Here is a 26,227-nt window from a genome sequence, read left to right as displayed (position 1 = left end):
CTGGCGTGTCATGACGTCGCGCAATGGAACGCCCACGAGGGAGGGAAGGATGCGCGCGCTTGCGGCGGTCGTCACCGCCATATCGGCCCTGAACCGGATCATAGGCCACGTCTTCTCCTGGCTCGCGCTGGGGATCGTCGTGGTCTGCTTTACCGTGGTGGTGCAGCGCTACGTCTTCGCCGTCAGCTATGTCTGGATGCAGGACCTCTACATCTGGCTCAACGGCGCGATGTTCACCGCCGTGGCCGGGTTCGCGCTCTTGCGCGACGACCATGTGCGCGTCGACATCTTCTACCGTCCCGCTTCGATCCCGCGAAAGGCGCTGATCGACCTGATCGGCGTGGCGGTGTTCCTGCTGCCCTTCTGCGTGATCGTCTATCTCTACGCGATGCCCTTCGTGCAGCGCAGCTGGGGCTATCAGGAGGGGTCGGCCAATGTCGGCGGCATGCCGGGGCTGTTCATCCTCAAGAGCTTCATCATCGCCTTCGCGGTGCTGGTCGGGCTTCAGGGCCTCGCCATGGCGGGCCGGGCGATCCTGACGCTGGCGGGGCGCGACGGGATGCTGCCCGAACGCCTGCGCTACACCCTCAAAGCCGATCACCTGACCGAGGCAGCCGAATAACATGGACCTGACACTCATCGGAGAGATCCTGTCGGGTCTCATGTTCTTCGGCATCATCGGCTTTCTGATGCTGGGCTTTCCCGTGGCCTTCACGCTGGCGGGCGTGTCGTTGCTGTTCGGGCTTGCAGGCTGGGCGATCGGTGTGTTCGACCCGTCGAATTTCGGCAGCCTGCCGAGCCGTTACATCGGCTTCATGACCAGCGAGGTGCTGGTCGCGGTGCCGTTGTTCATCTTCATGGGGGTGATGCTGGAGCGGTCGCGCATCGCCGAGCAGCTCCTGCTCACCATGTCCAAGCTCTTTGGCAACCTGCGCGGCGGCCTCGGCCTATCGGTGGTGATCGTCGGCGCCATGCTCGCGGCCTCGACCGGCGTGGTCGGCGCCACGGTGGTCACCATGGGCCTCATCTCGCTGCCCGCGATGCTGCGCGCGGGCTATGACCCCAAGCTCGCCACCGGCGTGATCTGCTCTTCGGGCACGCTGGGCCAGATCATTCCGCCCTCGACGGTGCTGATCTTCATGGGCGACATGCTGTCGGGCATCAACTCGCAGGTGCAGATGGAGAAGGGCAATTTCGCGCCCACCCCGGTTTCGGTCGGCGATCTCTTCGCTGGCGCGCTGCTGCCGGGGGTGATGCTGGTGGGGCTCTATTCTCTGTGGATCATCTTCAAGGCGATCACCGATCCCGAAAGCTGCCCCGCGACGCCGGTGCCGCTCTCGGAAAAGCGCGGATTGTTCAAGGAGGTGCTGGTCGCGCTGCTGCCGCCGCTCCTGCTGATCATGGCGGTGCTCGGCTCGATTCTGGGCGGCGTGGCGACACCGACCGAAGCCGCTTCTGTCGGCGCGGTGGGCGCGATCCTCCTTGCGGCGCTGCGCTGGCGCCTGTCCTTCCGGGTGCTGCACGAAACCGTCGTGGCCACGGCGACCATCACCTCCATGGTGTTCGTGATCCTGTTCGGGGCCTCGGTCTTCTCGATCGTGTTCCGGCTGATGGGCGGCGACAACCTCGTGCACGAGTTCCTGTCGAACCTTCCGGGCGGGGCCTATGCGGCGGTCATCGTCGTGATGGCGATCATGTTCGTGCTGGGCTTCATCCTCGACACCTTCGAGATCATCTTCATCGTGATCCCGATCACGGCGCCAATACTGCTGGCGCTCGACATCGATCCGATCTGGCTCGGCGTGCTGGTGGGGATGAACCTGCAGACCTCGTTCCTGACGCCGCCCTTCGGCTTCGCGCTGTTCTACCTTCGCGGCGTGGCCCCCGACAGCCTGCCGACCTCGGCGATCTATCGCGGCATCATCCCCTTCGTGGTGCTGCAATTGATCGGCATCGCGCTGCTCTTCGCCTTTCCGGGCATCGTGACCTGGCTGCCGACGGTGCTGTAACAAGCGCAAAGCCGATCAGACGGAACGAAAAAGCCCGGATCTTTCGATCCGGGCTTTCTCTTTTTCCCACGGGGTCGGGATCACATCTCGAAATACTGCTCGCGCGCGCGGATGAAGTTGGCGTCGGCGGTCTGCGCCTTGGTGCGCAGCAGCTTCAGAGACTCGATAAAGCTCTCGGTGGTGCGCTTGGTCAGGTCGTCGCCGCTGTCGCGCAGTTCGCCCAGAACCTCCTTCGATGCCTCGGCCGCGGCCTCGAGAACCTCTTCGGGGAACTGGCGCACCTGCACGCCATGCTCGTTCACCAGCGTGTTCAGCGCGCGCGGATCGTTGGCAGCGAAGTCCGAGGCGACCATGTCGTACTCGGCCTGCGACACGTCGCGGATGATCGCCTGCAGGTCCTCGGGCAGCTCGGAGTACTTGGCCTTGTCGACCACCAACTCGGTGGCGAGGCCCGGCTCCACGAAGGAAGGGAAGTAGTAGTTCTTGGCGACCTGATGGAAGCCCAGCGCGAGGTCGTTGTAGGGGCCGACGAACTCGGCCGCATCAAGCGTGCCCGACTGCAACGCCTGAAAGATCTCGCCCGCGGACATGTTGGTCGCTGTAACGCCGAGCTTTTCCCACACGCGGCCGCCAAGGCCCGGAGTGCGGAAGCGCAGGCCGCTGAGGCTGTCGAGACCGGTGACCTCATCGCGGAACCAGCCGCCGGCCTGCGTGCCGGTGTTGCCCGACAGGAAGCCTTGCACGCCGAACTGGTCATAGACCTCGTCCCAGAGCTCCTGACCGCCCATGTGGCGCATCCAGCCCGCCAGCTCGGTCGAGGTCATGCCGTAGGGCACGCCGGTGAAGAAGTTCAGCGCCGAGGACTTGTTCTGCCAGTAATAGGCGGCCGAATGCGACATCTCGGCGGTGCCGTCGATCACCGCGTCGAGCGATTGCAGCGGCGGCACAAGCTCGCCCGCCGAATAGACCTGGATCGTCAGCCGGCCGCCCGAGGCGGCGGTGATCCGGTCGGCGAGACGCTGCGCGCCCACGCCGAGACCCGGAAAGTTCTTGGGCCAGGTGGTGACCATGCGCCAGGTGATGTTGCCCTGCGCGACGGCCGGTGCGGCCAATGCGGCCGCGCCTGCGCCGAGACCGGCCTTGGTGATGAACGAACGACGATCCACGCGTCTCTCCCTGTTCTGTCTTCTGTCTTGCGTCCCGCACCCCTCCCGGAAGCGGGCCCTCGGGCGAGATAAATCCATGCGTGGGGGGCTTGTCCAGCCTCTCGCGCGTGTCACGCATCGGCGGCGGCCTGCCGGAAAGCGCCGAGGCTGTTGACGGCAAAGGGCAAATGGATTCATGTCCGCCCGAGCGCAGGAGAGAACGGATGACGAACCCAGACAGCCAGCTGCCCGCCGCTCCGCCGCGCATCTCAATCGAGATCGACGCCGTGGCGCGGCTCGGATTTGCCAGCGCGCAGGCGCGCACGGCGGTGATCCGGTCGCTGGCGCTCGAACATGCGGGTGCTGCGGCGATCGCGGGGGCGGAGCTGCATCTTTGGTCAGAACCGGCAGTGGCCCGGCCCCGGCATTGGGCGATCGATCGCCTCGCGCCGGGCGAGCGGCTGGAGATCGCCGATCTCGCGGTCGTGCTCGATCCCGCGCGCCTCGCTACCTTGGAGACGTCGGAGCCCGCGATGCTGCGGCTGGAGCTGCGGCAGGGCGGACGGGTGCTGGCCCGCGCCGAGCGCGCTGTTACGCTTCTGACGCGCGAGGAATGGGGGGGCTTGGGCGAGATGGCGCATCTGCTGCCCGCCTTCGTGCGTCCCGACGCCGCCGTAACATCGGGGCTGACCGAGGCGGCGGCGGCGCTTCTGAACCAAGCGGGGCAGGGCGCGCCCGACGGCTACCGCTCGGGCGATGCGGGCCGGGCCTGGATGCAGGCGGCGGCGATCTGGTCGGCGGCATCGGGCTGGGGTCTGCGCGGTGCCGTGGCGGGGGGCGGCGTGGCGGCGCGGGGACAGGTGCTGCGCGCGCCGCACCGCATCCGCGCCGAACGTCTGGCGACCCCGCTCGACGCGGCCCTGTTGCTGGCGGCAGGGGCCGAGGCGCTGGGCCTGAACCCTATGGTGGCCTTTGCCCAAGGGCGGGTCTGGTGCGGCGTCTGGCTCCTCGACCGCGATCTCGGCCGCGTGGTCGAACCCGACGCCGTGGCGCTGCGCAAAGCCATCGCCGCGCGCGAACTTCTCGTACTCGACCCCGAGCTTCTGGGGCAGGGCGCGGGGTTCGAAGCGGCGGTGACGGCGGGCCGGGCGCTTGGCGACGAGGCGAGCGAGGCGGGCTTCATCGCGGCGATCGACATGGCGGCGGCGCGCGCGGCCGGCATCCTGCCGCTGCGCGATACCGCGCTCGACCCCGCCCCCGCGCCGGGCGAGGCCAAGGCCCCGTCGCTGCCCATGGCCCCCGGCGCCGCCGACCTGCCGGTCTCCGAAATCGAGGAGATCCCGGACACGCCGGAGGGCCGGATCGAGCGCTGGCAGCGCAAGCTGCTCGATCTGTCGTTGCGCAACCGGCTCCTGAACTTTCGCGACGGGCGCGGCTCGGTGCCGTTTCTGTGCACCGACATGGCGGCCTTTGAGGACCGCCTCGCGGGCGGGGCGAACGCGACCCCCGTGGCGATGGAGGAGGCCGAGAGCCTGCCCGCCGAGGAGATCGCCCGGCGCGCCGCCCAAGCGCAGGAGCGCGGCCGCCTCGCCGCGCCGCTTCCGGTCGCCGATCTGCAGTCGCGCCTTGTGGCGCTTCATCGTCGTGCCCGCAGCGACCTGCAGGAGGGCGGCACCAACACGCTGTTCCTCGCCGCGGGTTTCCTGCGCTGGCGGCGCGAGGGCGAGGACCGAGCCTATCGCGCGCCGCTCTTGCTGATCCCGGCGCGGCTCGATCGGCGCTCGGCCAAGGCCGAGTTCCGCATCACCCATCTCGAGGACGAGGTGCGCATCAACGCGACGCTGCTCGAATTTCTGCGCCGCGATTTCGCGCTGTCGGTGCCCGGTCTCGACGGCGAGCTGCCGCGCGACGACAGCGGCATCGACCTCGCGCGGATCTTCGACCTCGTGCGCCTCGCGGTGCGCGAGATGCCCGGCTTCGAGGTGATCGAGGATCTGGCCCTCTCGACGTTTTCCTTTGCCAAGTTCCTGATGTGGGAGGATCTCGTCGCGCGCGAGGCGGCGCTGCGCGACAGCCCGCTGGTGCGCCACCTTCTCGACGGGCCCGAGACGGCCTATCCCCAGCCCGACCTGCCGGTGCTCACGCCGGGCGATCTCGACCGGGCGCTGGCACCCGCCGATCTGGTGACTCCGCTGCCCGCCGACAGCAGCCAGCTCGCTGCCGTGGCGGCGGCGGCGCAGGGGCGCGACTTTGTGCTCATCGGCCCGCCGGGCACGGGCAAGAGCCAGACCATCGCCAACATCATCGCGCAGGTGCTGTCGCAGGGGCGGACCGTGCTCTTCGTGGCCGAAAAGGCCGCCGCGCTCGACGTGGTGCATCGCCGTCTCGCGGGCTGCGGTCTGGGCGACGCCTGCCTTGAGTTGCATTCGAGCAAGACCGACCGCGCCTCGGTGCTGGCGCAGCTTGGACGCGGCTGGGACCGCGCAGCGGCAGGCGAGGAAGCCGACTGGGTCGAGGTGACCGAGGATTTGCGCCTCACCCGCGACCAGCTCAACGCCTATGTCGCGGCGCTGCATCGCAAGGGGACACAGGGGTTTTCGGTCTTCGAGGCGATCGGACGGGTGGCGGCGGGCGGGCCGCCGTTCCGCCTCGTCTTTTCGGACGCCAACGCTCATGACGCCGCCAGCTACGCGCGGCTGCGCGACATGGCGTGCGATCTGGAGCGTCTGGCCAAGATCGCGGGGTCCGACGCGCCGGTGGAGCTGCTGGCGGGGGCGGAGTGGTCCTTCGACTGGCAGGAGCGGTTCTTGGGCGCGGCACGGGACCTGGCGCAGGCGGCGCGTGGGCAGGGCCGGGCGCTGAGCACCTTGTGCGACCGGCTCGGCCTCGCCCCGGAGGCGGCCCGCATGTCGGCGCGGCGCGACCTGTTTCTGCGCCTCGCTCCGCTGGCGGCAGAGGACGCGCCGGACCTGTCGCCGCTTCCCGACCTGCCGCTCGCGGAGCTCGACCGCGCGCTGCAAACCCGCCGTGAGGCCGAGGCGGCGATGGCGCAGGCGCGCGAACGGCTCGCCGCCGATTACCCGCAGGACGCCGACACCCGCATCGACGTCGCGGCGCTCGACGCCGACTGGCGCGCCGCCGAGGCCGGGGTCTGGCCGTTCTCGGCGCTGGCGCGGAGACGGGTGCGGGGCGTCCTGCAAAGCCATGTGCGCTCCGGCACTGTCGATCCCGGCGGCGATCTCGATGCGCTGCACCGGCTCGCCCAGTCGCGGGCGGCGCGCGATGCCTCGCCGCTGGCACGGTTGCCGGGCGAGGGGATCGAGGCCCTGATCGCGGCGCGGCGCGCGCTTGAGACGGCGCTGACCGCGCTCGCGGGCGAGGGGGCGGGGTCCGAGCGGCTGGGCGCGGCGCGGGCCGAACTGAGCCAGCCGGGCGCAGGACCGCTGCGCATGGCGCTCGCGGCGCTCGGCTCCGCGCAGGCGGAGATGGCGATGGCCAGCGAGGCCTTCGAGGGCTTGGGCGGGCAGGTCCCCGAGGCCGCTTCCCCCGCCGATCTGGCCAAGGGGCTGGAGGCGCTGGACGCGCGATCCGCGCGGCTGGCGGACTGGACCCGCTGGGTGGCGCTGCGCGCCCGCGCCGATGCGGCGGGCCTAGGACCGTTGATCGCGGCGATCGAGGCGGGGCAGCTCGACCGGCCCGCGCGCACCGCCTTCGAGGCTGCCTATGCCGCATGGTGGCTGCCGCGCGCGATGGATGCCGAGCCGCTGCTGCGCGATTTCGCGCATTGGGCGCAGGACGATCTCGTGGCTCGGTTCCGCATGCTCGACGACCGCGCCGCCGCTCTCGCACCCGGTGAGGCGCTGCGCCGGATCGGTGGCGACCTGCCGCCCCGCGATGCGGTGCCGCGCGCCTCCGAGTTGGGGCTCCTGCGCCATCAACTGGGCCTCAAGCGGCCCTCGATGCCGATCAGGCAGCTCTTGGGCCAGATGCCCGGAAGCCTGCCGCGCCTCGCGCCCTGCGTGCTGATGTCTCCGCTTTCGGTGGCGCAGTACCTGCCGGCCGGACAGCCCGCCTTCGACGTGGTGATCTTCGACGAGGCGAGCCAGATCACCACTTGGGACGCCATCGGCGCCATCGCGCGTGGGCGGCAGGCGATCGTCGTGGGCGATCCGAAACAGCTGCCGCCAACCAACTTCTTCGGCCGCTCCGAAGAGGACGACGAAGAAGAGGAGGACGGCTTCGCGCTGCGTGACATGCCCTCGATCCTCGACGAGGTGGCGGCCTCGGGCGTGCCGGTGCGGCGGCTCGACTGGCACTACCGCTCGCGCGACGAGGCGCTGATCGCGTTTTCGAACCATTTCTACTACGATGGCGGCCTCGTCACCTTCCCGTCGCCGGGCACGGGACGCGAGGCGATCACCCTGCACCGGGTCGACGGGCGCTATGGCCGGGGCAAGGGCCGCACCAACATCGAGGAGGCGCGCGCCGTGGTGGCGCTGATCCGCGAACGGCTCATGGCGGCGCTGGCGCAGCCCGAACCCGCGCGCCACAGCATCGGCGTCATCACCTTCAACGGCGATCAGCAGGCGCTCATCCTCGACCAGCTCGACGCGATGCGCCGCGAGACGCCCGAGCTGGAGTGGTTCTTCGACGAGGCGCGCGACGAGCCGCTGATCGTCAAGAACCTCGAGAACATTCAAGGCGACGAGCGCGACGTGATGCTGTTCTCGGTTACTTTCGGGCCGGACCTTGCGGGGAAGCTGTCGATGAATTTCGGCGCGCTCAACGCCGAGGGCGGGGAGCGGCGGCTCAACGTGGCGATCACGCGGGCGCGGCGCGAGCTGCACGTCTTCGCCTCGCTCGGGGCCGACCAGATCGATCTTGGCCGCAGCCGCGCCCGCGGCGTCGCCGATCTCAAGGCGTTCATCGATTACGCCGATCGCGGCGCGGTGGCGCTGCCCGCACGCGACACGGGCAGCCTCGGCCCGGCCGAGAACCCGTTCGAGGAGGCGGTGGCGCGCGCACTCGAGGCCAAGGGCTGGGAGGTGCGCTGCCAGATCGGCGTCTCGGGCTACCGCATCGATCTCGCGGTGGTGCATCCGGACCGGGGCGGCGCCTATCTCGCCGGTGTCGAATGCGACGGGGCGAGCTATCATTCGGCGGCCACCGCGCGGGATCGCGACCGGGTGCGTCAGGCGGTGCTCGAAGGCCTCGGATGGCGCATCGAGCGGGTCTGGTCGACCGACTGGTTCCGCGCGCCCGCCCATGTGGCCGAGCGGCTCGACAACCGACTGCGCGAGGTGCTGGCCGCCGACCGGGCGCGGCGCGAGACCGTGCAACCGCGCCGCCTGTCGCTTCCCGCGCCGGGAGAGTGACGCGCGCCGATGCCGCGAGGCTTGACCGGCCAAGGCAGGCTCACTAGCCCTGTGGCATGGCCGGTCACGGGGCCGACGATGGCGTCGTCCGGGCCTGCGGCCATCTCATCATTTTCGTCCCGGACGCCCGGACGGTCGTGCCCCGCTGCGAGGCGGCGCGCGCATGTTGGGAGACGCCCATGATCAGACCCCGCACCAAGAGCCCGGTCGCCCCCGCCCGCCGCACCGATCACGGCCCCGCAGGCACCGGCATCGCGTTGATGATCGTCGCCATGGCGCTGTTGCCGGTGGGCGACACGCTGGCCAAGCTGCTCACCGGGGCGATGCCGCCCGCTGAGGTGGTGCTGTGGCGCTTCGGCTTCCAAAGCGCGACCCTTGCGGCGCTGGCGCTCATCCTGCGGCACCGGTTGCGGGGCGCGATGTTTTCGCCTGTGCTGGTGCTGTCGGGGCTGTGCTCGGTGGTCACCATGACCGGCCTCGTCGGCGCCTTTGCGGTGATGCCGATCGCCACAGCCATCGCGATCTTCTTCGTGGAGCCGCTGATCCTCGTGCTGCTGGCGGCACCTCTCTTGGGCGAAAAGGTTGGACCCCGTCGCTATGCTGCCGTCGCGGTCGGCTTCGTCGGGGCGCTGGTGGTGATCCGGCCGGGCTTCGAGGGCTTCACCCCGACGGCGCTGCTGCCTTTGATGGCGGCTACCGGCTACGCGCTCAACGCGGTGATCCTGCGCAGCGCCTCGGCCTCGCGCTCGGCGCTGACGATCCAGACCGGGGCCACGCTCTACGCGGCGCTGATCGCGCTGGGCCTGTTCGGGCTGATGGCGTTGGCTGGCGGGTCGGGCCTCGTTGCGCCCTCAGCCCCCGGCTGGGTCTGGGGGGTGCTGCCGCTGGCCGGGCTGGTGTCGGCTGCGACCTTCCTTTTGATTGCCGAGGCGTTCCGCCGCTCCGAGGCGGGGCTCTTGGCGCCGTTCCAGTATCTCGAAATCGTCGGCGCGGTGCTGCTCGGCTATCTGGTGTTCGGTGACCTGCCGGACATGGCCACGGTGCTCGGCACCGCGATCATCCTCGGCTCGGGCGGCTATGTGGTGCATCGCGAGCAGGCCGCCGCCCGGGGCGGCGGGGGCCGCGCCGAAGCTCTCGCGCCGCAGGGCTAGAATCGAACGGCGGGCAAGAGGTCATGCCCCCACCCGCCGTTCCCCGCACTCGTCAACCGGTCAATTGGCAAATGCCTCTGCGACGCCGATCCATGCCGGTCCCGCGCGCCCTTAGGCGTCGGTCTCGGGCAGATAGAGCGCGCCGCCCTCGCGGAACTTCTCGGCCATCTTCGCCATGCCCTCCTTCTGGGCCTCGGACCGGATGTCGTGGCTGATCCGCATGGAGCAGAACTTGGGCCCGCACATGGAGCAGAAATGTGCCGTCTTGTGGGCGTCCTTGGGAAGTGTCTCGTCATGCATCGAGCGCGCCGTGTCGGGATCGAGCGCGAGGTTGAACTGATCCTCCCAGCGGAACTCGAAGCGCGCGCGTGACAGCGCGTCGTCGCGGATCTGCGCGCCCGGATGCCCCTTGGCGAGATCGGCGGCATGGGCCGCGATCTTGTAGGTGATGACGCCGGTCTTCACGTCGTCGCGGTCGGGCAGCCCCAGATGCTCCTTGGGCGTGACATAGCACAGCATCGCGCAGCCGAACCAACCGATCATCGCCGCACCGATGCCGCTGGTGATGTGGTCATATCCCGGCGCGATGTCGGTGGTGAGCGGCCCCAGCGTGTAGAAGGGCGCCTCGTCGCAGCACTCGAGCTGCTTGTCCATGTTCTCCTTGATCTTGTGCATGGCGACGTGGCCGGGACCCTCGATCATCACCTGGCAGTCGCGCTTCCAAGCGATCTGGGTCAGCTCGCCCAGCGTTTCCAGCTCGGCGAACTGCGCCGCGTCGTTGGCGTCGGCGATCGAGCCGGGGCGCAGCCCGTCGCCCAAGGAGAACGACACGTCGTAGCGGCGGCAGATCGCGCAGATCTCCTCGAAATGCTCGTAGAGAAAGCTTTCGCGGTGATGGTGCAGGCACCATTTGGCCATGATCGATCCGCCGCGGCTGACGATGCCGGTGACCCGGTCGATGGTAAGCGGCACGTGATGCAGCCTGAGCCCGGCATGGATGGTGAAATAATCGACACCCTGTTCGGCCTGCTCGATCAGCGTGTCGCGGAACACCTCCCAGGTCAGGTCCTCGGCAATGCCGCCGACCTTTTCGAGCGCCTGATAGAGCGGCACCGTGCCGATCGGCACCGGGGAATTGCGCAAGATCCAGTCGCGGATATCGTGGATGTCGCGGCCCGTGGAAAGGTCCATGACCGTATCGGCGCCCCAGCGCGTGGCCCAGACCATCTTCTCGACCTCCTCCTCCATCGAGGAGGTGACGGCCGAGTTGCCGATGTTGGCGTTGATCTTCACGAGGAAGTTGCGGCCGATGATCATCGGCTCGAGCTCGGGGTGGTTGATGTTGGCGGGAATGATGGCGCGCCCCCGCGCGATTTCATCGCGCACGAATTCGGGCGTCACGTGGTCCGGGATCGCCGCGCCGAAGCTTTCGCCGTCGCGCGGTCTGGCGAGGGCGGCGTCGCGGCCCATGTTCTCGCGGATCGCGACATATTCCATTTCGGGTGTGACGATGCCCGCGCGGGCATAGGCGAGCTGGGTGACGGGGCGGTCGCGCGTCGCACGGCGCGGCGCATGGGCGCGCGGGAAGGGGCGCAGCTTGCCGCTGGCCCCGTCGCGCCCGTTATCCTCGGGTCGGATGCGGCGGCCCTCGTAGCTCTCGGTGTCGCCACGCGCATCAATCCATGCCTCGCGCGGGCGGGGCAGGCCCGTGGCGGTGTCGATCGCGGCCTCGGCGTCGGTATAGGGGCCGGAGGCATCATAGACGCGCACGTTCGGCTCGCCCGCGCTGGGATGGAGCGCGATCTCGCGCATTGGCACACGGATACCGGGGTGCAGGGTTCCGGCCTTCCAGACCTTGGTGGAGGCGGGGAGCGGACCGGTGGTCACGCGGGGCAGTTCGGGCGGAGTGGTGTTGATCGTCATGCGGCGTCCTCTCGCGGCGGTGACGATCCAGAACGACAGCGGGGGTGGAGAAGCGGCGAGAAAGACGGGAGACCCCGAAAGCCCAACAGCCGCGCACCGTCCCTACGCCAGTATGAACTGGATCAGGTTCGAAGGGTCTGCGCGCGCGTGGGCCTTTCGGCCTCGCCAGCGATATCTCAGCCCCTTGCCGGGGCCCCCCTGGTGAAGTGCCCGCACCCTGCAGGGGCGGGGCCTTGGCTGTCAAGCGGGGATCAGCCGCGCGGCCGCTCCCGGCGCATCATCGCGGTCACGGCGCGGAAATCGGGATGGGTCGCGATCTGCGACAGATCGAGCGGCGCGCTGGGCCGCCAGTTGGGATACTCGTCCACCGTGCCGGGCATGTTGGTGGGCGCCTTGGGCCCGACCATGTCCGCCAGCCGTATCCCGACCAGCGCCGCGCGGGTGCGCGCGAGGTAGCGGTGCGCCGCGACCAGTACCTCCTGCGGCATCTCCTTTTGCCGGGGCAACCGTCCCCTGAGCGCGCCCGTCTTGCGCATCGCATCCAGCAACGCGCGGCGTTCGCCCGCCCGTCCGGCTGCATGGGCATCGCTGTCTTCCGCGCCAACGAGCCCCAGTTCGCGGCGCAGCTCGATATCCTCGCCCGCCCACCAGCGTTCGAGCACCGGCAGGTCGTGGGTCGAAAGGCACGCCAGCGCCGTGGGGCGGTATTCCTCGGGGCGCTTGAAGCGGTCGCCGTCCTTCTCGAAGTAGAGGATCGAATATGACAGGATGTTGGCCGCCTGCATCGCCTCGCGAAAGCCCGGCGGCACGAAGCCCAGATCCTCGCCGATCACCACCGCCTCGCGCTCCTGGCTCTCCTTCGCCAGAACGCGCAGCAGATCGGTGAAGGGATAGCGCAGATGCGCGCCTGCACTGGCAGGCTCCCCATCGGGGATGAGGAACAGTTGCCACAGCGCCATCGCATGATCGATGCGCAACGCCCCCGCATGCGCGAGCTGCGCGCCGATCATGTCACGGAACGGGGCGAAATCGAGCTGGCGCAGCGTGCCGGGGTTGAAGGCCGAGAGGCCCCAATACTGGCCGTCGGCGGCAAAGACATCGGGCGGCGCGCCGACGGCGAGGCCGGTCATCTGCACCTCGCCGCTGCCCCAGCTTGCCGAGCCGTCGGGCGCTTCGCCCACCGCGAGGTCGAGATAGAGGCCGATGCGCATTCCGGCGTCCACGGCACAGGCCATGGCCGCGTCAAGCTGGCGCGTTGCCTGCCATTGCAGCCACAGGTGAAAGCGGACCTCGTCGGCGTTGTCATCGGCGAAACCTGCGACCTGCGCGCTGTCGACATCACGCAGCGCCTCGGGCCAGCCATGCCAGCCCGAGCCGTGGCCCTCGGCCGACATGGCGAGCGAGAGCGTCTCGAACATCGCATGACGGCGCAGCGGCTCGCCGCCCTCCCTTACGAAGGTGTCGAAATCCGCCTCGTCGCCGTCGAAGGGCTTGCGCGCGAAGGCCGCGCGCAGGGCGTCGAGCTTGGCGGGCACCACCGCGTCGTAATCCACCAGATCGCCCGCGCGCAGGGCTTCGGCGTCGATGTCACCCGGCTCGTGCCCCACGAGATCGTCGAGCGCGATATAGACCGGGCTGAGAAAGCTGCGGGTCGAGGGAAAGAAGGGACTGCGGCGCGTCGGATCGGCGAGGAACAGCGCGTGTAGCGGGTTCACCCCGAGGAAATCCGCCCCGGCCCGGCCCGCGATGCGCGCCATCTCGGCCAGGTCGCGAAAATCGCCGATGCCGTGGTTGCGCTCCGAGCGCAGCTCGTAGAGCTGGCAGAACAGGCCCCATCCCGGCGCGTCCTCGATCCAGCCGGGCAGGTGGCACACCCCGTCCTTAGGCACGACCATTTCCTGCGGCGCGGCGGGACCGCTCACCGGGCCGTCGGGATCGACGCCGATCTTGCGCAGGATCAGGCGCAGCGTCGCCTCGGGCACGGGGCGCATGCCCTCGCCATGCGGGTCCTCGTATTCGGTGGTGATCCCGTGGTGGCGGCAGAGATCGGCGAGGTCGGTCATGCGGACTCCGAAAAAATTGGGCCGGGACAGCGCCCGGCCCGTGGTCGGGGGGAGGCGGGCCGGACGGCCCGCCCCGAAGGGGGTTCAGCGGTTGGGAACGAGGATCATCGTCGCCAGCGGCGGCAGGCGCAGCGACAGCGACACCGACCGCCCGTGGCATTCCTCCTGACGGCTCTCGATCTTGCCCTTGTTGACCACGCCGGAGCCGCCATAGGCCTCGTCATCGGTGTTCAGAAGCTCGACCCAATCGCCGCCCTCGGGCACGCCGATGCGGTAATCCTCGCGCGCCACGGGCGTCATGTTGGAGATCACGAGAACCGGGCGCGTGCCGCTGTCGGCGCGGCGCAAAAAGGCGAAGATCGATCGCTGGTCATCGGCCCCGTCGACCCATTCGAAGCCCGCCGGATCGCAATCGAGCGCGTGCAGCGCCTTCTCGTCGCGATAAAGCCCGTTGAGATCGCGCACGAGGCTCTGCGTGCCCTTGTGCTTGTCGTCTTCGAGCAGGTGCCAGTCGAGCGAGATGTCGTGGTTCCACTCGCGTTCCTGACCGAACTCGCAGCCCATGAACAGAAGCTTCTTGCCCGGATGGGTCCACATGAAGCCCAGATAGGCGCGCAGATTCGCGAATTTCTGCCAGCGGTCGCCCGGCATCTTGTTCAGGAGCGATCCCTTGCCGTGCACCACCTCGTCATGGCTGATCGGCAGCACGAAGTTCTCGGACCAGGCGTAGTGGATCGAGAAGGTCATCTGGTTGTGATGATACTTCCGATTGATCGGGTCCTCCTGGATGTAGGACAGCGAGTCGTGCATCCAGCCCATGTTCCACTTGAAGTCGAAGCCCAGACCGCCCTGATCGACGGGACGGCTGACACCCGGAAAGGCGGTGCTTTCCTCGGCGATGGACGCGGCCCCCGGCGTGCGCGCCAGCACCTGCGTGTTGGTGCCCTTGAGAAACTCGATCGCGTCGAGATTTTCGCGGCCGCCATACTGGTTGGGGATCCACTCTCCTTCCTTGCGCGAGTAATCTAGGTAAAGCATCGACGCGACCGCATCCACGCGCAGCGCGTCGATATGGTACTTGTCGAGCCAGAAGGTGCCCGAGCAGCGCAGGAAGTTCGCCACCTCGTTGCGCCCGAAATTGTAGATCAGCGTGTTCCAGTCCTGATGGAAGCCCTGCCGCGGATCGGCGTGCTCGTAGAGCGCGGTGCCGTCGAAATTGGCGAGGCCATGCGCGTCGGTCGGGAAATGCGCGGGCACCCAGTCGACGATGACGCCGATCCCGGCCTGATGCAGCCGGTCGACCATGGCGGCAAACTGCTCTGGCGTGCCATAGCGCGAGGTGGGCGCGAAGAGGCCCACGGGCTGATAGCCCCACGACCCGGTAAAGGGATGCTCGGAGACCGGCATGAACTCCACATGGGTGAAGTTCATGTCCTGCAGGTAATCGACCAACAGCCCGCCAATGACGTCGTAATCGAGCACTTCGCCATCGGAGCCGCGCCGCCAAGAGCCCAGATGCACCTCGTAGATCGAGACCGGCTTGTCATGCAACGAACCCTTGGAACGGCTCTCCATCCACGCGTCATCCTGCCAGTCATGCTTGTGCATGCCGTGCACGATCGAGCCGGTGGCGGGGGGCTGCTCCTGACGGAACGACATCGGATCGGCCTTGAGCGGCTGCAGGTCGCCATGTGCGCCGACGATCTCGAATTTGTAGAGATCCCCGACGGAGAGGTTCGGCACGAACAATTCCCACAGCCCTGCGCCGAAACGGCGGCGCAGCGGGTGGCGGCGGCCATCCCATGCGTTGAAATGGCCGACGACGCTGACGCGGCGGGCATTGGGGGCCCAGACCGCGAAGATGACGCCCTGGACGCCCTCATGTTCGATCGGATGCGCGCCGAGACGCTTCCACAGTTCCTCGTGGCGGCCTTCGGCGACGAGGTATTCGTCCATCTCGCCCAGCACCGGCGTGAACCGGTAGGGGTCGTCGCGCTCCCACTCGTGGCTGCCCGCCTTCATGCGCAGCCGGTAGGGCGTGCCGAATTCAAAGCCATCGGGCAGCTCGCCCCAGAACACGCCTTCGGGGTTCACGCGGGTCAGCGGCGCGATCTGTGTGCCCTCGGGCGTGATCGCCACCACCTCGGCGGCGTCGGGGGCAAAGACGGTGAGGCCCATCGCCCCGGCCTCGGTCCGGTGCGGCCCGAGCAGTTCGAACGGGTCGCCCATGCGGCCGCGGATGATCGCCTCCACGCGCGCGGCGTCGGGGGCCGATGCGGGCTTGGTGTCGCTCGCGTTGGTCGTCATTGGGTATCCTTTTCGTCGATCAGGGCGAGCAGGCCGCTCAGCGGAATGTCCACCCATGCGGGGCGGCTGGCAAGCTCGTAACCCACTTCGTAGACGGCTTTCTGGATCAGGAAGAGATCCAGAAGTGCCGCGGTGAAGTCCGGGTCGGTGGGGTGCGCCGGGCTGCCGGCGATCACCTCGTCATAGGCGGCCATGAAATCGCGCACGGCGCCCTCGTGCCAATCGCGGATCAGCGTCTCGGCTTCCTCGCCATCGGTACCCGAGCTTTCGGCCCAGCGCAGCGCCGATTGCGCGGCGTAATCGAGCGAGCGCAGCATGCCCGCCACGTCGCGCAGCGCCGAGGATTTGGCGCGGCGTTCGTCGAGCGTGCGGCGCGGCTCGCCTTCGAAGTCGATGATCATGACGTCGTTCTGCGCCATCAGAACCTGCCCGAGGTGATAGTCGCCATGGATGCGCGTGCGCTGCCCGGACGGTGTCATCCGTGACACCGCGTCGATCCGAGAGATCAGGCGATCGCGCCGATCGAGGATCTGGCGGGCATGCTCGGCGGCGCGTTCGGGCAGGCCGGTCATACCCTGAAGCCGGTCGAGCGTGGCCACGGTCTCGACCCGCACCTCGTCGCAGATCGCCGTGAGATCGGCGGGCGTCAGCGGCTCGGCGGCGAAGGCCGGGTCATCGCTCGGATGCGCCAGCGCCCGGTGCATTCCGGCGGTGCGCCGGCCCAGCGCCTCGGCGACGCCGAGTGCGGGGAGGTAGGGCGGAGCCTCGTCCTCGCTGCCGGTGGCCGCGTCTTGCAGATGCCGATCAAGCGCGTTGGTTAGCGCGCCCCAAGCGTCGCCCTGATTGGCGACATAGGCGAAGGCCGCGCCGAGCGACGTGGCCTCGGACCCGTCGGGACGCAGCGCAATTTCGCCCAGGAAGGCAGGGGTGCCGTCGAAGCCCGCAACATCGGTGAGGAAGCGCGCCACTTCTATGTCGGGCTGAATGCCCGCGCGCAGGCGGCGATAGACCTTGAGGATCACCTTGTCCGAGAAGGCCACCGTGGCGTTGGACTGCTCCACATTGAGGAGCCGCGGCTCGCCCGGATCCTCGATCTCGGCCATGGCGGCGCTGGGCGTGAAGACCAGACGACCGCGCGGGGTGTCGGTCTCAAAGCCGTCGCGCAGGGCCGTGAGCAGCTCGCCCATCAGTGTCTCGTCGACGGTGCCGTCGATCAGGCCGCCGACATTGGGGCCCTTGCGCAGCTTGGCCATGGTGTAGCCCAACGTCGAGGAACCGAAGGACACGCTGTCCTCGCCCCAGACCGATGCCAGCGGCAGCAGGTAGTGCTGCGTCTCGCCGCCGACTTCGACCTCGATCAGGCCGAGCGCGCCGTTGCCGCCGATCTCGGCCAGAGGCTCGATGCCGACACGGGAAATGCGTTCGTCCTTGGCCGCGAACCAGCGCTGGAGGGGAAGGAACTTGGGCAGCACGTCCGACCCCAGAAGCCGCCCGTCGCGCCCCGAGATGGCCGAGGAGACGCGCCCGTCACGGGTGGTGAGGGTCACGAATTCCGGCAGGATCTGCTGCGGCGCATGGTGCCAGGCCGGGGCCTGATCCTCGTCGGCGAGCAGGAACCAGTAGAAGCCATAGGAGGGCAGGGTAATGAGATAGGGAAGCGCTCCGATCGGCGGGAAGGCCGAATGGCCGGTCAGCTCGATCGGCACGCGGCCCTGATAGGCCGAAAGGTCGATCTCGACCGCCTGCGCCGCGCGCCCCAGATTGGCCACGCAGAGCACGCTTTCGCCCTCATGCTCGCGGATATAGGCGAGCACGCGGCGGTTCGATGGATAGAGCAGCTTCATTTCGCCGCGCCCGAATACCGTGTGGTTCGAGCGGACCTGCACCATGCGGCGCATCCAGTTCAGAAGCGACGAGGGGTCCTTGGATTGGCTCTCGACGTTGAGCGCCTGAAACCCGTAGATCGAATCCTGAATCGTGGGCAGATAAAGCCGCTGCGGATCGGCCTGACTGAAGCCCGCGTTGCGGTCGGGCGACCACTGCATCGGCGTGCGCACGCCGTCGCGATCCCCGAGATAGATGTTGTCGCCCATGCCGATCTCGTCGCCGTAGTAGAGGATCGGCGTGCCGGGCATCGACATCAGCAGCGAGTTCAGAAGCTCGATCTTGCGCCGGTCGTTCTGCATGAGCGGCGCGAGGCGGCGGCGGATGCCCATGTTGATGCGCGCGCGCTTATCGCTGGCATAGGTGTCCCAGAGGTAATCCCGTTCCTTGTCGGTCACCATTTCGAGCGTCAGCTCGTCATGGTTGCGCAGGAAGATCGCCCATTGGCAATCCTCGGGGATGTCGGGCGTCTGGCGGATGATGTCGGTGATCGGGTGCCGGTCCTCCTGCGCCACCGCCATGTACATGCGCGGCATCAGCGGGAAGTGGAAGCCCATGTGGCATTCGTCGCCATCGCCGAAATAGGGGCGCGTGTCCTCGGGCCACTGGTTGGCTTCGGCCAGAAGCATCTTGTCGGGGTAATGCGCATCGAGGTCGGCGCGGATCGCCTTCAGCACGTCATGGGTTTCGGGCAGGTTCTCGTTGTTGGTGCCGTCGCGCTCCACGAGATAGGGGATCGCGTCGAGCCGAAGCCCGTCGACCCCCATGTCGAGCCAGAAATGCATGACGCGCAGCACTTCCTTCAGAACCTCGGGGTTGTCGAAGTTGAGGTCGGGCTGGTGGCTGAAGAAACGGTGCCAGAAATATTGCCCGGCGACCGGGTCCCAGGTCCAGTTCGACGGCTCGGTGTCGGTGAAGATGATCCGTGTCTCGGGCCATTTGCCGTCATCGTCGGACCAGACATAGAAATCCCGCTCGGGGCTGCCCGCGGGGGCGTTTCGGGCGCGCTGGAACCATTCGTGCTGGTCCGAGGTGTGGTTGATCACCAGCTCGGTGATCACCCGCAGCCCACGCTTGTGGGCCTCGGCCACGAAGGCGCGGAATTGATCCATGTCGCCGTATTGCGGGTTGATCTCGGTGTATTCCTGAATGTCGTAGCCGTCGTCGCGCAGCGGCGATGGGTAGAAGGGCAGCAGCCAGATTGCGGTCGCGCCCAGCTCCTGCACATGGTCGAGCCGGCTCATCAGCCCGGCGAAATCGCCCATGCCGTCGCCGTTGCTGTCCTGATAGGCCTTGACGTGAAGCTGGTAGATGACCGCGTCCTTGTACCAGTCGCGCTGGCTGGTATCGATCGCGTCCGTCTGAGCGGCGGGGGTGGTTGCGTGGTCTTCCATCAGTCTCTCGCTCCTCCCGGCGGGATAAGTCGCCAGATCGCATAGGGCCGGGTTTCGGGATCGAGCGTCAGCCGATGTTCCTTGCCATGCCAAGTGAAATGATTGCCTTGCACGGCGTCCTGCACCTCGATTGACGCCTCGTCGGGCAGGCCGAAGCGCCACAAGGGCAGGTCGAAGCCGAACTCGCGCCCGGCCTGCGGGTCGAGCAGCACGTGAAACAGCAGGTAGCTGTCGGCGGCCTTGTCGAAGCGGCCATAGCACAGCACCGCGTCGTCATGCGCGTCGAAGAACTCCAGATTGGTGAAGTCGCGCATCGCCGCGTGCTTGCGCCGGATCCGGTTCATCAGGCGGATGTCGTCCTTGATGTGGCCCTCGCGGTCGAAGTCCCAGTCGCGGATCTCGTATTTCTCGCTGTCGAGATACTCCTCCTTGCCGGGGATCGGCCGCCCGTCGCAGATCTCGAAGCCGTTGTAGACGCCGTAATTGCCAGCGAGCGTCGCCGCGAGCGCGAGGCGGATGCGGTGGCTGGCGCGACCCGAATCCTGAAGGAAGAACGGGTTGATGTCGGGCGTGTTGACGAAGAAGTTCGGCCGCATGTAGTGGCGGCATTCCTCGGTGGTCAGCTCGGTCAGGTACTCGGTCAGCTCGGTCTTGGTGTTGCGCCAGGTGAAATAGCTGTAGCTCTGGTTGTAGCCCAGCTTGGCGAGGCGCTTCATCATCTTGGGCCGGGTGAAAGCCTCGGACAGGAACACCGCGCCGGGATGCTTGGCGCGCACCTCGTCGAGCACCCATTCCCAGAACGGGAAAGGCTTGGTGTGCGGGTTGTCGACCCGAAACATCTCCACGCCATGATCGGCCCAGTAGAGGAACATGTCGCGTATCGCCTCCCAGAAGGGGGCGTTGGGGCTGCCATCTTCGAGGTAGTAGCGGAAGTTGACGATGTCCTCGTACTTCTTGGGCGGGTTTTCGGCATAGGCGATGGAGCCGTCGGGCCGCCATTCGAACCAGTTGGGGTGCTCCTTGATCCACGGGTGATCGGGCGAGGCGTTGAGCGCGATGTCGAGCGCGATCTCGAGCCCATGGCTGCGCGCCTCGCGCACCAGCGCATCGAAATCCTCGATGGTGCCGAGCTCGGGGTGGATCGCGGTGTGCCCGCCTTGCTCCGAGCCGATGGCATAAGGGGAGCCCACGTCGTCGGGGCCGGGGGTCAGCGTGTTGTTGCGCCCTTTGCGATTGGTGCGCCCGATCGGGTGGATCGGGGTAAAGTAGAGCACGTCGAAGCCCAGATCCTGCACATAGGGCAGGCGGTCGATCACGTCGCGGAACGTGCCATGGCGCAGCCCCGGTGCCGCCGAGCGCGGGAACATCTCGTACCACGCCGAGAACGCCGCCGCCTCGCGGTCGGCAAAGACGGCAAGGTCGCGCTCGTAGCGGGTGAGGCCATAGCGGCGGCCCTCGCGGGTCATCACCGCAAGCGTGTCCTCGTTCATCAGGATGCCGAGACGGTCTTCGGTGCTGCCGTGGTTCGTGGCATGCACGAGGCTTTCGAGCGCCGCGCGCCCTTCGCCCTCGGGGGCATGATCGCGCGAATTGGCGATGAGGCGATGGCCCATCTCGGTTTCGACATCGACATTGAGCCCGGCCGCGACCTTCTTGGCCGTGTCCTTGCGCCAGCCGAGGAAGTCGTCCTTCCAGCCGAACAGCGTGTAGCGGTAAAGCGCGTTCTCGGGCGGGGTGAAACGCCCCTCCCAGCGGTCATTGACCAGAAACTCCATCGGCACTTCGTGAATCTGGCTCGATCCTTGGCGCCACCAGATGAGCGCGGCACGGATCGTGTCGTGGCCCTCGCCGAAGATGTCGGCCCTGACCGTGAAGGGACGCCCGGCCACGCATTTCGCGGCAAAACGCCCGCCGTCGATTTCCGGATCGATCCCTTCGATGCAGATGCGGGATGCGGCTAGAACCTGCATCTCGCGCGCGCTGTCGCCGACAGCGGGGCCCGTCTCGGCCGGGCGCAGCCTTTCGTCTTGCATGAACCAAGGTCCCTCTTCTTGGTTGTGTTCGAAGATCCAACCGCGCCGCGCGCCGCTTGTTCCGGACGTGTTGTCAGGATCGATAGCTGAAGGCGACGTTTTCCCTTGATGCGCGGCGCACTGCACCTACCCTAGCGGGACGTCGCTGCCGCAAGGCGCGGAAGTGGCCGGTTTCATTTGCACAAAGGGTTCCGCCATGCGTTCCACCCCGTTTTTCGCCGCCACCTTCGCCACCGCGTTGGGCGTCGGCGGCTTCGCCTCGGCCGAGGTCGTCGTCGGCTCCAAGATCGACACCGAAGGGGCGCTCTTGGGCAACATGATCAAGCTGGTGCTCGAGGATGCGGGGCTGGAGGTCGAGGATCGCATCGGGCTCGGGGCGACGCCGATCGTGCGTCAGGCGATCACCGGCGGGGAGATCGACCTCTATCCCGAATATACCGGCAATGGTGCCTTCTTCTTCGATCACACGGATTCGGATGTCTGGCGCGACGCGCAGAAGGGTTTCGACGAGGTGTCGCGCCTCGACGCCGAGGCCAACGACATCGTCTGGCTGACGCCCGCGCCCGCAAACAACACATGGGCCATCGCCCTGCGCGCGGATCTGGCCGAGGAAAACGAGCTTGAGACCATGTCCGACATGGGGCGCTACATCTCCGAAGGCGGCACCGTGACCCTGGCGGCGAGCTCCGAATTCGTGAATTCCGACGCCGCGCTGCCCGCCTTCCAGGAGGCCTACGGCTTCGAGCTTCCCAACGAGCAACTGGTGATCCTGTCAGGCGGCGACACGGCCGCGACGATCCGCGCCGCAGCCGAACAGATCGACGGGGCCAACGCCGCGATGGTCTATGGCACCGATGGCGCGATCGCCGAGGTGGGCCTCAAGGTTATGGAGGATGACAAGTCGGTGCAGCCGGTCTACGAGCCCGCGCCGATCATCCGCCGCGAGGCGCTCGAGGAGAACCCCGAGATTGAGGAGCTGTTGAAGCCGGTCTTCGAGGGGCTCGATCTCGAAACGCTGCAATCGCTCAACGCCCGCATCCAGCTCGGTGGCGAGAATGCCGCAGACGTGGCGCGCGATCACCTGACGCAGGCGGGGCTGCTCGACTGATCGGGCGGGGCGAGCCGAGGTGAAGAACGCGTCCCGGCGGTCGGCGGCGGTCTATGCGCTGCCGGCGCTCGCTGGCCTGGCGCTGCTGCCATTCTTGGATTTTCGCGCCAACCGCATCGTCAGTGGCGAAGGCGTCATGCTTTGGGCCCCCGAGGGCGGATCGCTCTTGGGCGCGGCGACGCTCGCGACGCTGATCCTCGGGACCGTCCTCATCGGCGCGCAGCTCGGGCGTTTCGTCGCGGCGCTCGCGGCGCTGGCGCTGCTCTTGTGGCTCGCGGGGCAGGGGGCCGCGACGCTCTCGGCCGAGGCCCCGGAATTCGCGCGGATCTCGCTCGGCGGCGGGTTCTGGATCGCGGCGGCCTTCGCGGCGCTCGCCGCCGCCGACGCGGTGGCACGGCTGTCGATGGGGGCGTTGGTGCGGATCGTGGCGCTGGCGCTGCCGGCGCTGGGCTTTGGGCTGGCACTGCGCGCGGGGCTCTTCGATAACCTTTCGATCCTGCGCGAATACGCCGCCAATCGCGACGTGTTCGACGCCGCACTGGGCGGGCACATGAGGCTGGTGCTGGGGAGCCTGATCCCGGCGCTCCTGATCGGCCTGCCGCTGGGCTGGCTGTGTTTTTCGAGCCGCCGCGCCCGCACGGTGATCCTGCCCGTGCTCAACCTGCTCCAGACCACGCCGAGCATCGCCATGTTCGGCCTGCTCATGGTCCCTCTGGGGGCGCTGTCGCGCGCGGTGCCTGCCTTGCGCGACTGGGGTGTGGGTGGCATCGGCGCGGCACCCGCCATCGTGGCGTTGGCGCTCTACGCGCTCCTGCCGATCGTCGCCAACACCTATGCGGGCCTCGCCGGCGTGCCCGAGACGATGCGCGATGCCGGGCGCGGCATGGGCATGTCGCGCGCACGCCTCTTGGCGCGGGTCGAGCTGCCGCTCGCCGCACCGGTGATCCTGACCGGCATCCGAATCGTGGTGGTGCAGAACATCGGCCTCGCGGCAGTGGCGGCGCTGATCGGCGGCGGCGGCTTCGGCACGCTGGTGTTCCGCGGCATGGGGCAGGCGGCGATGGATCTGGTCCTCTTGGGCACGCTGCCGATCGTGGCGCTCGCGATCCTCGCGAGCCTGATGTTCGACGCCATCATCGAGACGACCAGACGGGGAGGGGCGCGATGATACGGGTCACCGGACTGACCAAACGCTTTGATGGCGCGACCGCCGTGAACAGCCTCGATTTCGAGGTCGAGCGCGGCGAGGTGCTGGCGCTCGTCGGTACCTCCGGCTGTGGCAAGTCGACGACGCTGCGCATGCTCAACCGGCTGATCGAGCCGGATGAGGGGCGCATCGAGATCGACGGGCACGACGCGCGCGAGGTGTCGCCGGACGCGCTGCGGCGGGGCATCGGCTACGTGATCCAGGGGGTCGGGCTGTTCCCGCACTGGACCGTGGCACAGAACATCGGCACCGTACCTCGGCTCTTGCGCTGGGACCGGGCGCGGGTGCGGGCGCGGGTCGAAGAGCTTTTGGATCTGTTCGGCCTCGAAGCCTCGGAATACGCCGACAAGTATCCGTCCGAGCTTTCGGGCGGACAGCAACAGCGCGTCGGCGTCGCCCGCGCCATGGCCGCCGAGCCCGCGATGCTGCTCATGGACGAGCCTTTCGGCGCGCTCGACCCGGTGACGCGCGGCCGCCTTCAGGACGAGTTCACGGCGATCCGTCAAAGGCGCGGCATCACCGCGATCCTCGTCACGCATGACATGGACGAGGCGTTCCGCCTTGCCGACCGGATTGCGGTGATGGATGCGGGCCAGATCCTGCAGATCGACACGCCCGAGCGTCTGCTGCGCGGCCCGCGCGAAGGCTTCGTGCGACAGTTCGTCGGCCTCGACGACCGGGCCTTGCGGATACTGTCGCTGCACCGCGTCTCGGATCTGTCGCGCCCGGCCGCCGACGCCCCGGCCCCGGCACAGTGGGTCGCCCCCGGCGACACGCTGCGCGAGGCGGCCTCGCGGCTGATCTGGGAGGCGGGCGACAGCCTCGCCGTGGTCGAGAATGGTCGCGTGACCGCCGAAATCCACGCCGCCGATATCTGGCGCATCGGCGCGAGGGGCGAGGCTTGAGCCGCGGCGCACTCGCCTTGCTGGTGGCGCTGGCGCTCTTTGCGGCGCTGGTGCTCTGGCCGGGGCTGATGACGCCGCTGCTGCGCCTCGTGGCCGAGCCGGGACAAGCGCTGCTCTACGACCGGCAACCGATCCGCGTGCTCGTGGCGGGGCATCTGGCCCTGGTCGGGGCTGCGGGGGTCGTGGCCTCCGTGGTGGGCATGACGCTTGGGGTTTTGGTGACGCGGCCCCGCGGGGCCGAGTTCATGACGTTGGCGCGGATGGCCTCGAACCTCGGCCAGACTTTTCCGCCCATCGCGGTGCTCGCCGTCGCGGTGCCTCTTTTGGGCTTCGGCTTCGAGCCGACCTTCCTCGCACTTTGCGCCTACGGGCTCCTGCCGGTGTTCGAGAACACGGTCGCGGGGCTGCGCGGCGTCCCCGCCCCGGTGCGCGAGGCGGCGCGCGGCATGGGTCTCGCCGGTCCGGCGCGGCTCTGGCGGGTCGAGCTGCCGCTCGCCGCGCCGGTGATCCTGACCGGGCTGCGGCTGTCGACGGTGGTGAACATCGGCACCGCCACGATCGGCAGCACCGTCGGCGCGGTGGGTCTGGGCGAGGTGATCATCGCCGGCCTGCAATCGGGCAACACCGCCTTCGTGCTGCAGGGCGCGTTGCTCGTGGCGCTCATGGCGATCTGCGCCGATCTGGCGCTCCGGCGGCTTGAGCGGCGGATGTCGCGGGCGGGCTGACGCCGGGTTGATGAGCGAAAGGTTGTCTCGGAACCGGGTCCGTGCCAGATCGGACAGGGAAGGGGGCGGTGCGACCGCTATGCCATGCGCCCCGCAATTTTGCACGGTCGCAGGAACTTCGACCCGGTCCTGCCGATTTGCTTGCCGGAGGCACTGAACATGATTGACAGACGATATTTTCTCGCATCGGGCGCGGCCCTTGGCATCTTCGGCAGCGGGGCCATGGCCCACGAATCCGGTGATGCGGCGCAGCTCCCCGAAAGGTTTCAGCCGCGGCGCGTGCCGATCCCGGCCACGATGAATCCTGGCGAGATCCATGTCGACCCCAACCGCTTCGCACTTTACTGGACCCTGCCGGGCGGCGAGGCGATGCGCTATTCGGTCGGTGTCGGCCGCGAGGGCCTCTACGAGACGGGCGTGTTCCGCATCGGCGCCAAGAAGGAATGGCCGAGCTGGACGCCGACGCCCGACATGATCGCCCGCGAGCCCGAGAAGTATAAACAGTACGAGGACGGCATGGAAGGCGGCCCCGACAACCCGCTAGGCGCCCGCGCGCTCTACCTCTTCGACGGTACGCGCGACACGTTCTTGCGGATTCATGGCACCAACGCCCCCTCCACCATCGGCACCGCCGTGTCGAATGGCTGCGCCCGGCTGGTGAACGATCACATCATCGAGTTCTATCCCGAGGTTCCGATGGAGACGAAGGTGTTCCTCTATCCCAAGCTCGCCTGATCCCATCAGGTATGACTGCCAAACGCCCCGGTCACCCCGACCGGGGCGTTTGCGCATCTGGGGGGGAGGGGCGGGGCAAGAAATTTGCCCTGAAGTGAAAAAAACTCTTGCGCACCCATATCCCACGCCGTAGAAGGCCCCTCACCGGCGGCGCAGAGATGCGGTGTTGGTGGGAAATTCCGAAGGGGACGAGGCGGGGCGCCGCGAGTTAGGGCGCTGTCGTTTTTGTTTTCTTCACTGCTCTTTGACATTGATGATATCTG

At 68.1% G+C, this 26,227-nt stretch carries 15 protein-coding genes and 1 riboswitch; of the genes, 9 read left to right on the top strand and 6 right to left on the bottom strand.

Features of this window, described 5'->3' with window-relative positions; translation table 11 throughout:
- Positions 1–49 precede the first annotated feature (49 nt).
- Complete coding sequence (locus ACJASC_RS14415) at positions 50–622, top strand: TRAP transporter small permease subunit (protein WP_021694162.1); 573 nt, start codon at positions 50–52, stop codon at positions 620–622.
- A 1-nt stretch (position 623) separates the two neighbouring features.
- Positions 624–2,009 (top strand): TRAP transporter large permease, encoded by a 1,386-nt coding sequence (locus ACJASC_RS14410; RefSeq protein WP_021694161.1) that lies wholly within the window; start codon positions 624–626, stop codon positions 2,007–2,009.
- 80 nt (positions 2,010–2,089) lie between these two features.
- Here ACJASC_RS14410 and ACJASC_RS14405 read toward each other — a convergent pair whose 3' ends face one another.
- A complete protein-coding gene (locus ACJASC_RS14405; RefSeq protein ID WP_415146616.1) occupies positions 2,090–3,175 on the bottom strand; it encodes a TRAP transporter substrate-binding protein in 1,086 nt (361 codons plus the stop codon).
- 203 nt (positions 3,176–3,378) lie between these two features.
- On the opposite strand from ACJASC_RS14405, the gene ACJASC_RS14400 reads away from it, so the two are divergent.
- Positions 3,379–8,529 carry a DUF4011 domain-containing protein gene (locus ACJASC_RS14400; protein WP_415146615.1) on the top strand — a complete coding sequence of 1,717 codons (5,151 nt, stop codon included), beginning with the start codon at positions 3,379–3,381 and terminating at the stop codon, positions 8,527–8,529.
- A gap of 179 nt (positions 8,530–8,708) precedes the next feature.
- Positions 8,709–9,680, top strand: a complete 972-nt coding sequence (locus ACJASC_RS14395) for a DMT family transporter (protein ID WP_415146614.1) — start codon at positions 8,709–8,711, stop codon at positions 9,678–9,680.
- Between the two features lie 111 nt (positions 9,681–9,791).
- Here ACJASC_RS14395 and thiC read toward each other — a convergent pair whose 3' ends face one another.
- The 5 genes from thiC to ACJASC_RS14370 form a co-directional block, all read right to left on the bottom strand.
- Entirely contained in the window at positions 9,792–11,603 is a 1,812-nt protein-coding gene (gene thiC, locus ACJASC_RS14390; protein WP_415146613.1) for a phosphomethylpyrimidine synthase ThiC, read from the bottom strand.
- A gap of 81 nt (positions 11,604–11,684) precedes the next feature.
- A riboswitch (TPP riboswitch) is annotated at positions 11,685–11,813 on the bottom strand.
- A gap of 41 nt (positions 11,814–11,854) precedes the next feature.
- Positions 11,855–13,666 (bottom strand): 4-alpha-glucanotransferase, encoded by a 1,812-nt coding sequence (malQ, locus tag ACJASC_RS14385; protein WP_415146612.1) that lies wholly within the window; start codon positions 13,664–13,666, stop codon positions 11,855–11,857.
- Positions 13,667–13,750: 84 nt separating this feature from the next.
- Positions 13,751–15,973 carry a 1,4-alpha-glucan branching protein GlgB gene (gene glgB, locus ACJASC_RS14380; RefSeq protein ID WP_021694153.1) on the bottom strand — a complete coding sequence of 741 codons (2,223 nt, stop codon included), beginning with the start codon at positions 15,971–15,973 and terminating at the stop codon, positions 13,751–13,753.
- A complete protein-coding gene (gene treS, locus ACJASC_RS14375; protein ID WP_415146611.1) occupies positions 15,970–19,251 on the bottom strand; it encodes a maltose alpha-D-glucosyltransferase in 3,282 nt (1,093 codons plus the stop codon). Before treS ends, glgB begins: the two co-directional genes overlap by 4 nt.
- On the bottom strand, positions 19,251–21,221 hold the full coding sequence (locus tag ACJASC_RS14370) for an alpha-1,4-glucan--maltose-1-phosphate maltosyltransferase (protein WP_415146643.1): 1,971 nt from the start codon (positions 21,219–21,221) through the stop codon (positions 19,251–19,253). The genes treS and ACJASC_RS14370 overlap by 1 nt, the downstream gene beginning before the upstream one ends.
- 259 nt (positions 21,222–21,480) lie before the next feature.
- Here ACJASC_RS14370 and osmF point away from each other — a divergent pair, with 259 nt between their 5' ends.
- The 5 genes from osmF (at position 21,481) to ACJASC_RS14345 (ending at position 25,964) form a co-directional block, all read left to right on the top strand.
- Entirely contained in the window at positions 21,481–22,392 is a 912-nt protein-coding gene (osmF, locus tag ACJASC_RS14365; RefSeq protein ID WP_415146610.1) for a glycine betaine ABC transporter substrate-binding protein OsmF, read from the top strand.
- A gap of 19 nt (positions 22,393–22,411) precedes the next feature.
- The gene (locus tag ACJASC_RS14360) at positions 22,412–23,560 is read left to right on the top strand and encodes an ABC transporter permease (RefSeq protein ID WP_415146609.1); all 1,149 of its coding nucleotides are present in this window, start codon (positions 22,412–22,414) and stop codon (positions 23,558–23,560) included.
- Positions 23,557–24,504 carry an ABC transporter ATP-binding protein gene (locus ACJASC_RS14355; RefSeq protein WP_415146608.1) on the top strand — a complete coding sequence of 316 codons (948 nt, stop codon included), beginning with the start codon at positions 23,557–23,559 and terminating at the stop codon, positions 24,502–24,504. The genes ACJASC_RS14360 and ACJASC_RS14355 overlap by 4 nt, the downstream gene beginning before the upstream one ends.
- Positions 24,501–25,229, top strand: coding sequence for an ABC transporter permease (locus ACJASC_RS14350; RefSeq protein ID WP_415146607.1), 729 nt, complete (start codon positions 24,501–24,503; stop codon positions 25,227–25,229). The genes ACJASC_RS14355 and ACJASC_RS14350 overlap by 4 nt, the downstream gene beginning before the upstream one ends.
- 159 nt (positions 25,230–25,388) lie before the next feature.
- Positions 25,389–25,964: a L,D-transpeptidase gene (locus tag ACJASC_RS14345; RefSeq protein ID WP_415146606.1), complete on the top strand. Its 576-nt coding sequence runs from the start codon at positions 25,389–25,391 to the stop codon at positions 25,962–25,964.
- Positions 25,965–26,227 lie beyond the last annotated feature (263 nt).

The organism is Limimaricola cinnabarinus, assembly GCF_047631075.1.
Taxonomy (GTDB): domain Bacteria; phylum Pseudomonadota; class Alphaproteobacteria; order Rhodobacterales; family Rhodobacteraceae; genus Limimaricola; species Limimaricola cinnabarinus.
This window is presented reverse-complemented; position numbering and strand designations above follow the sequence as displayed.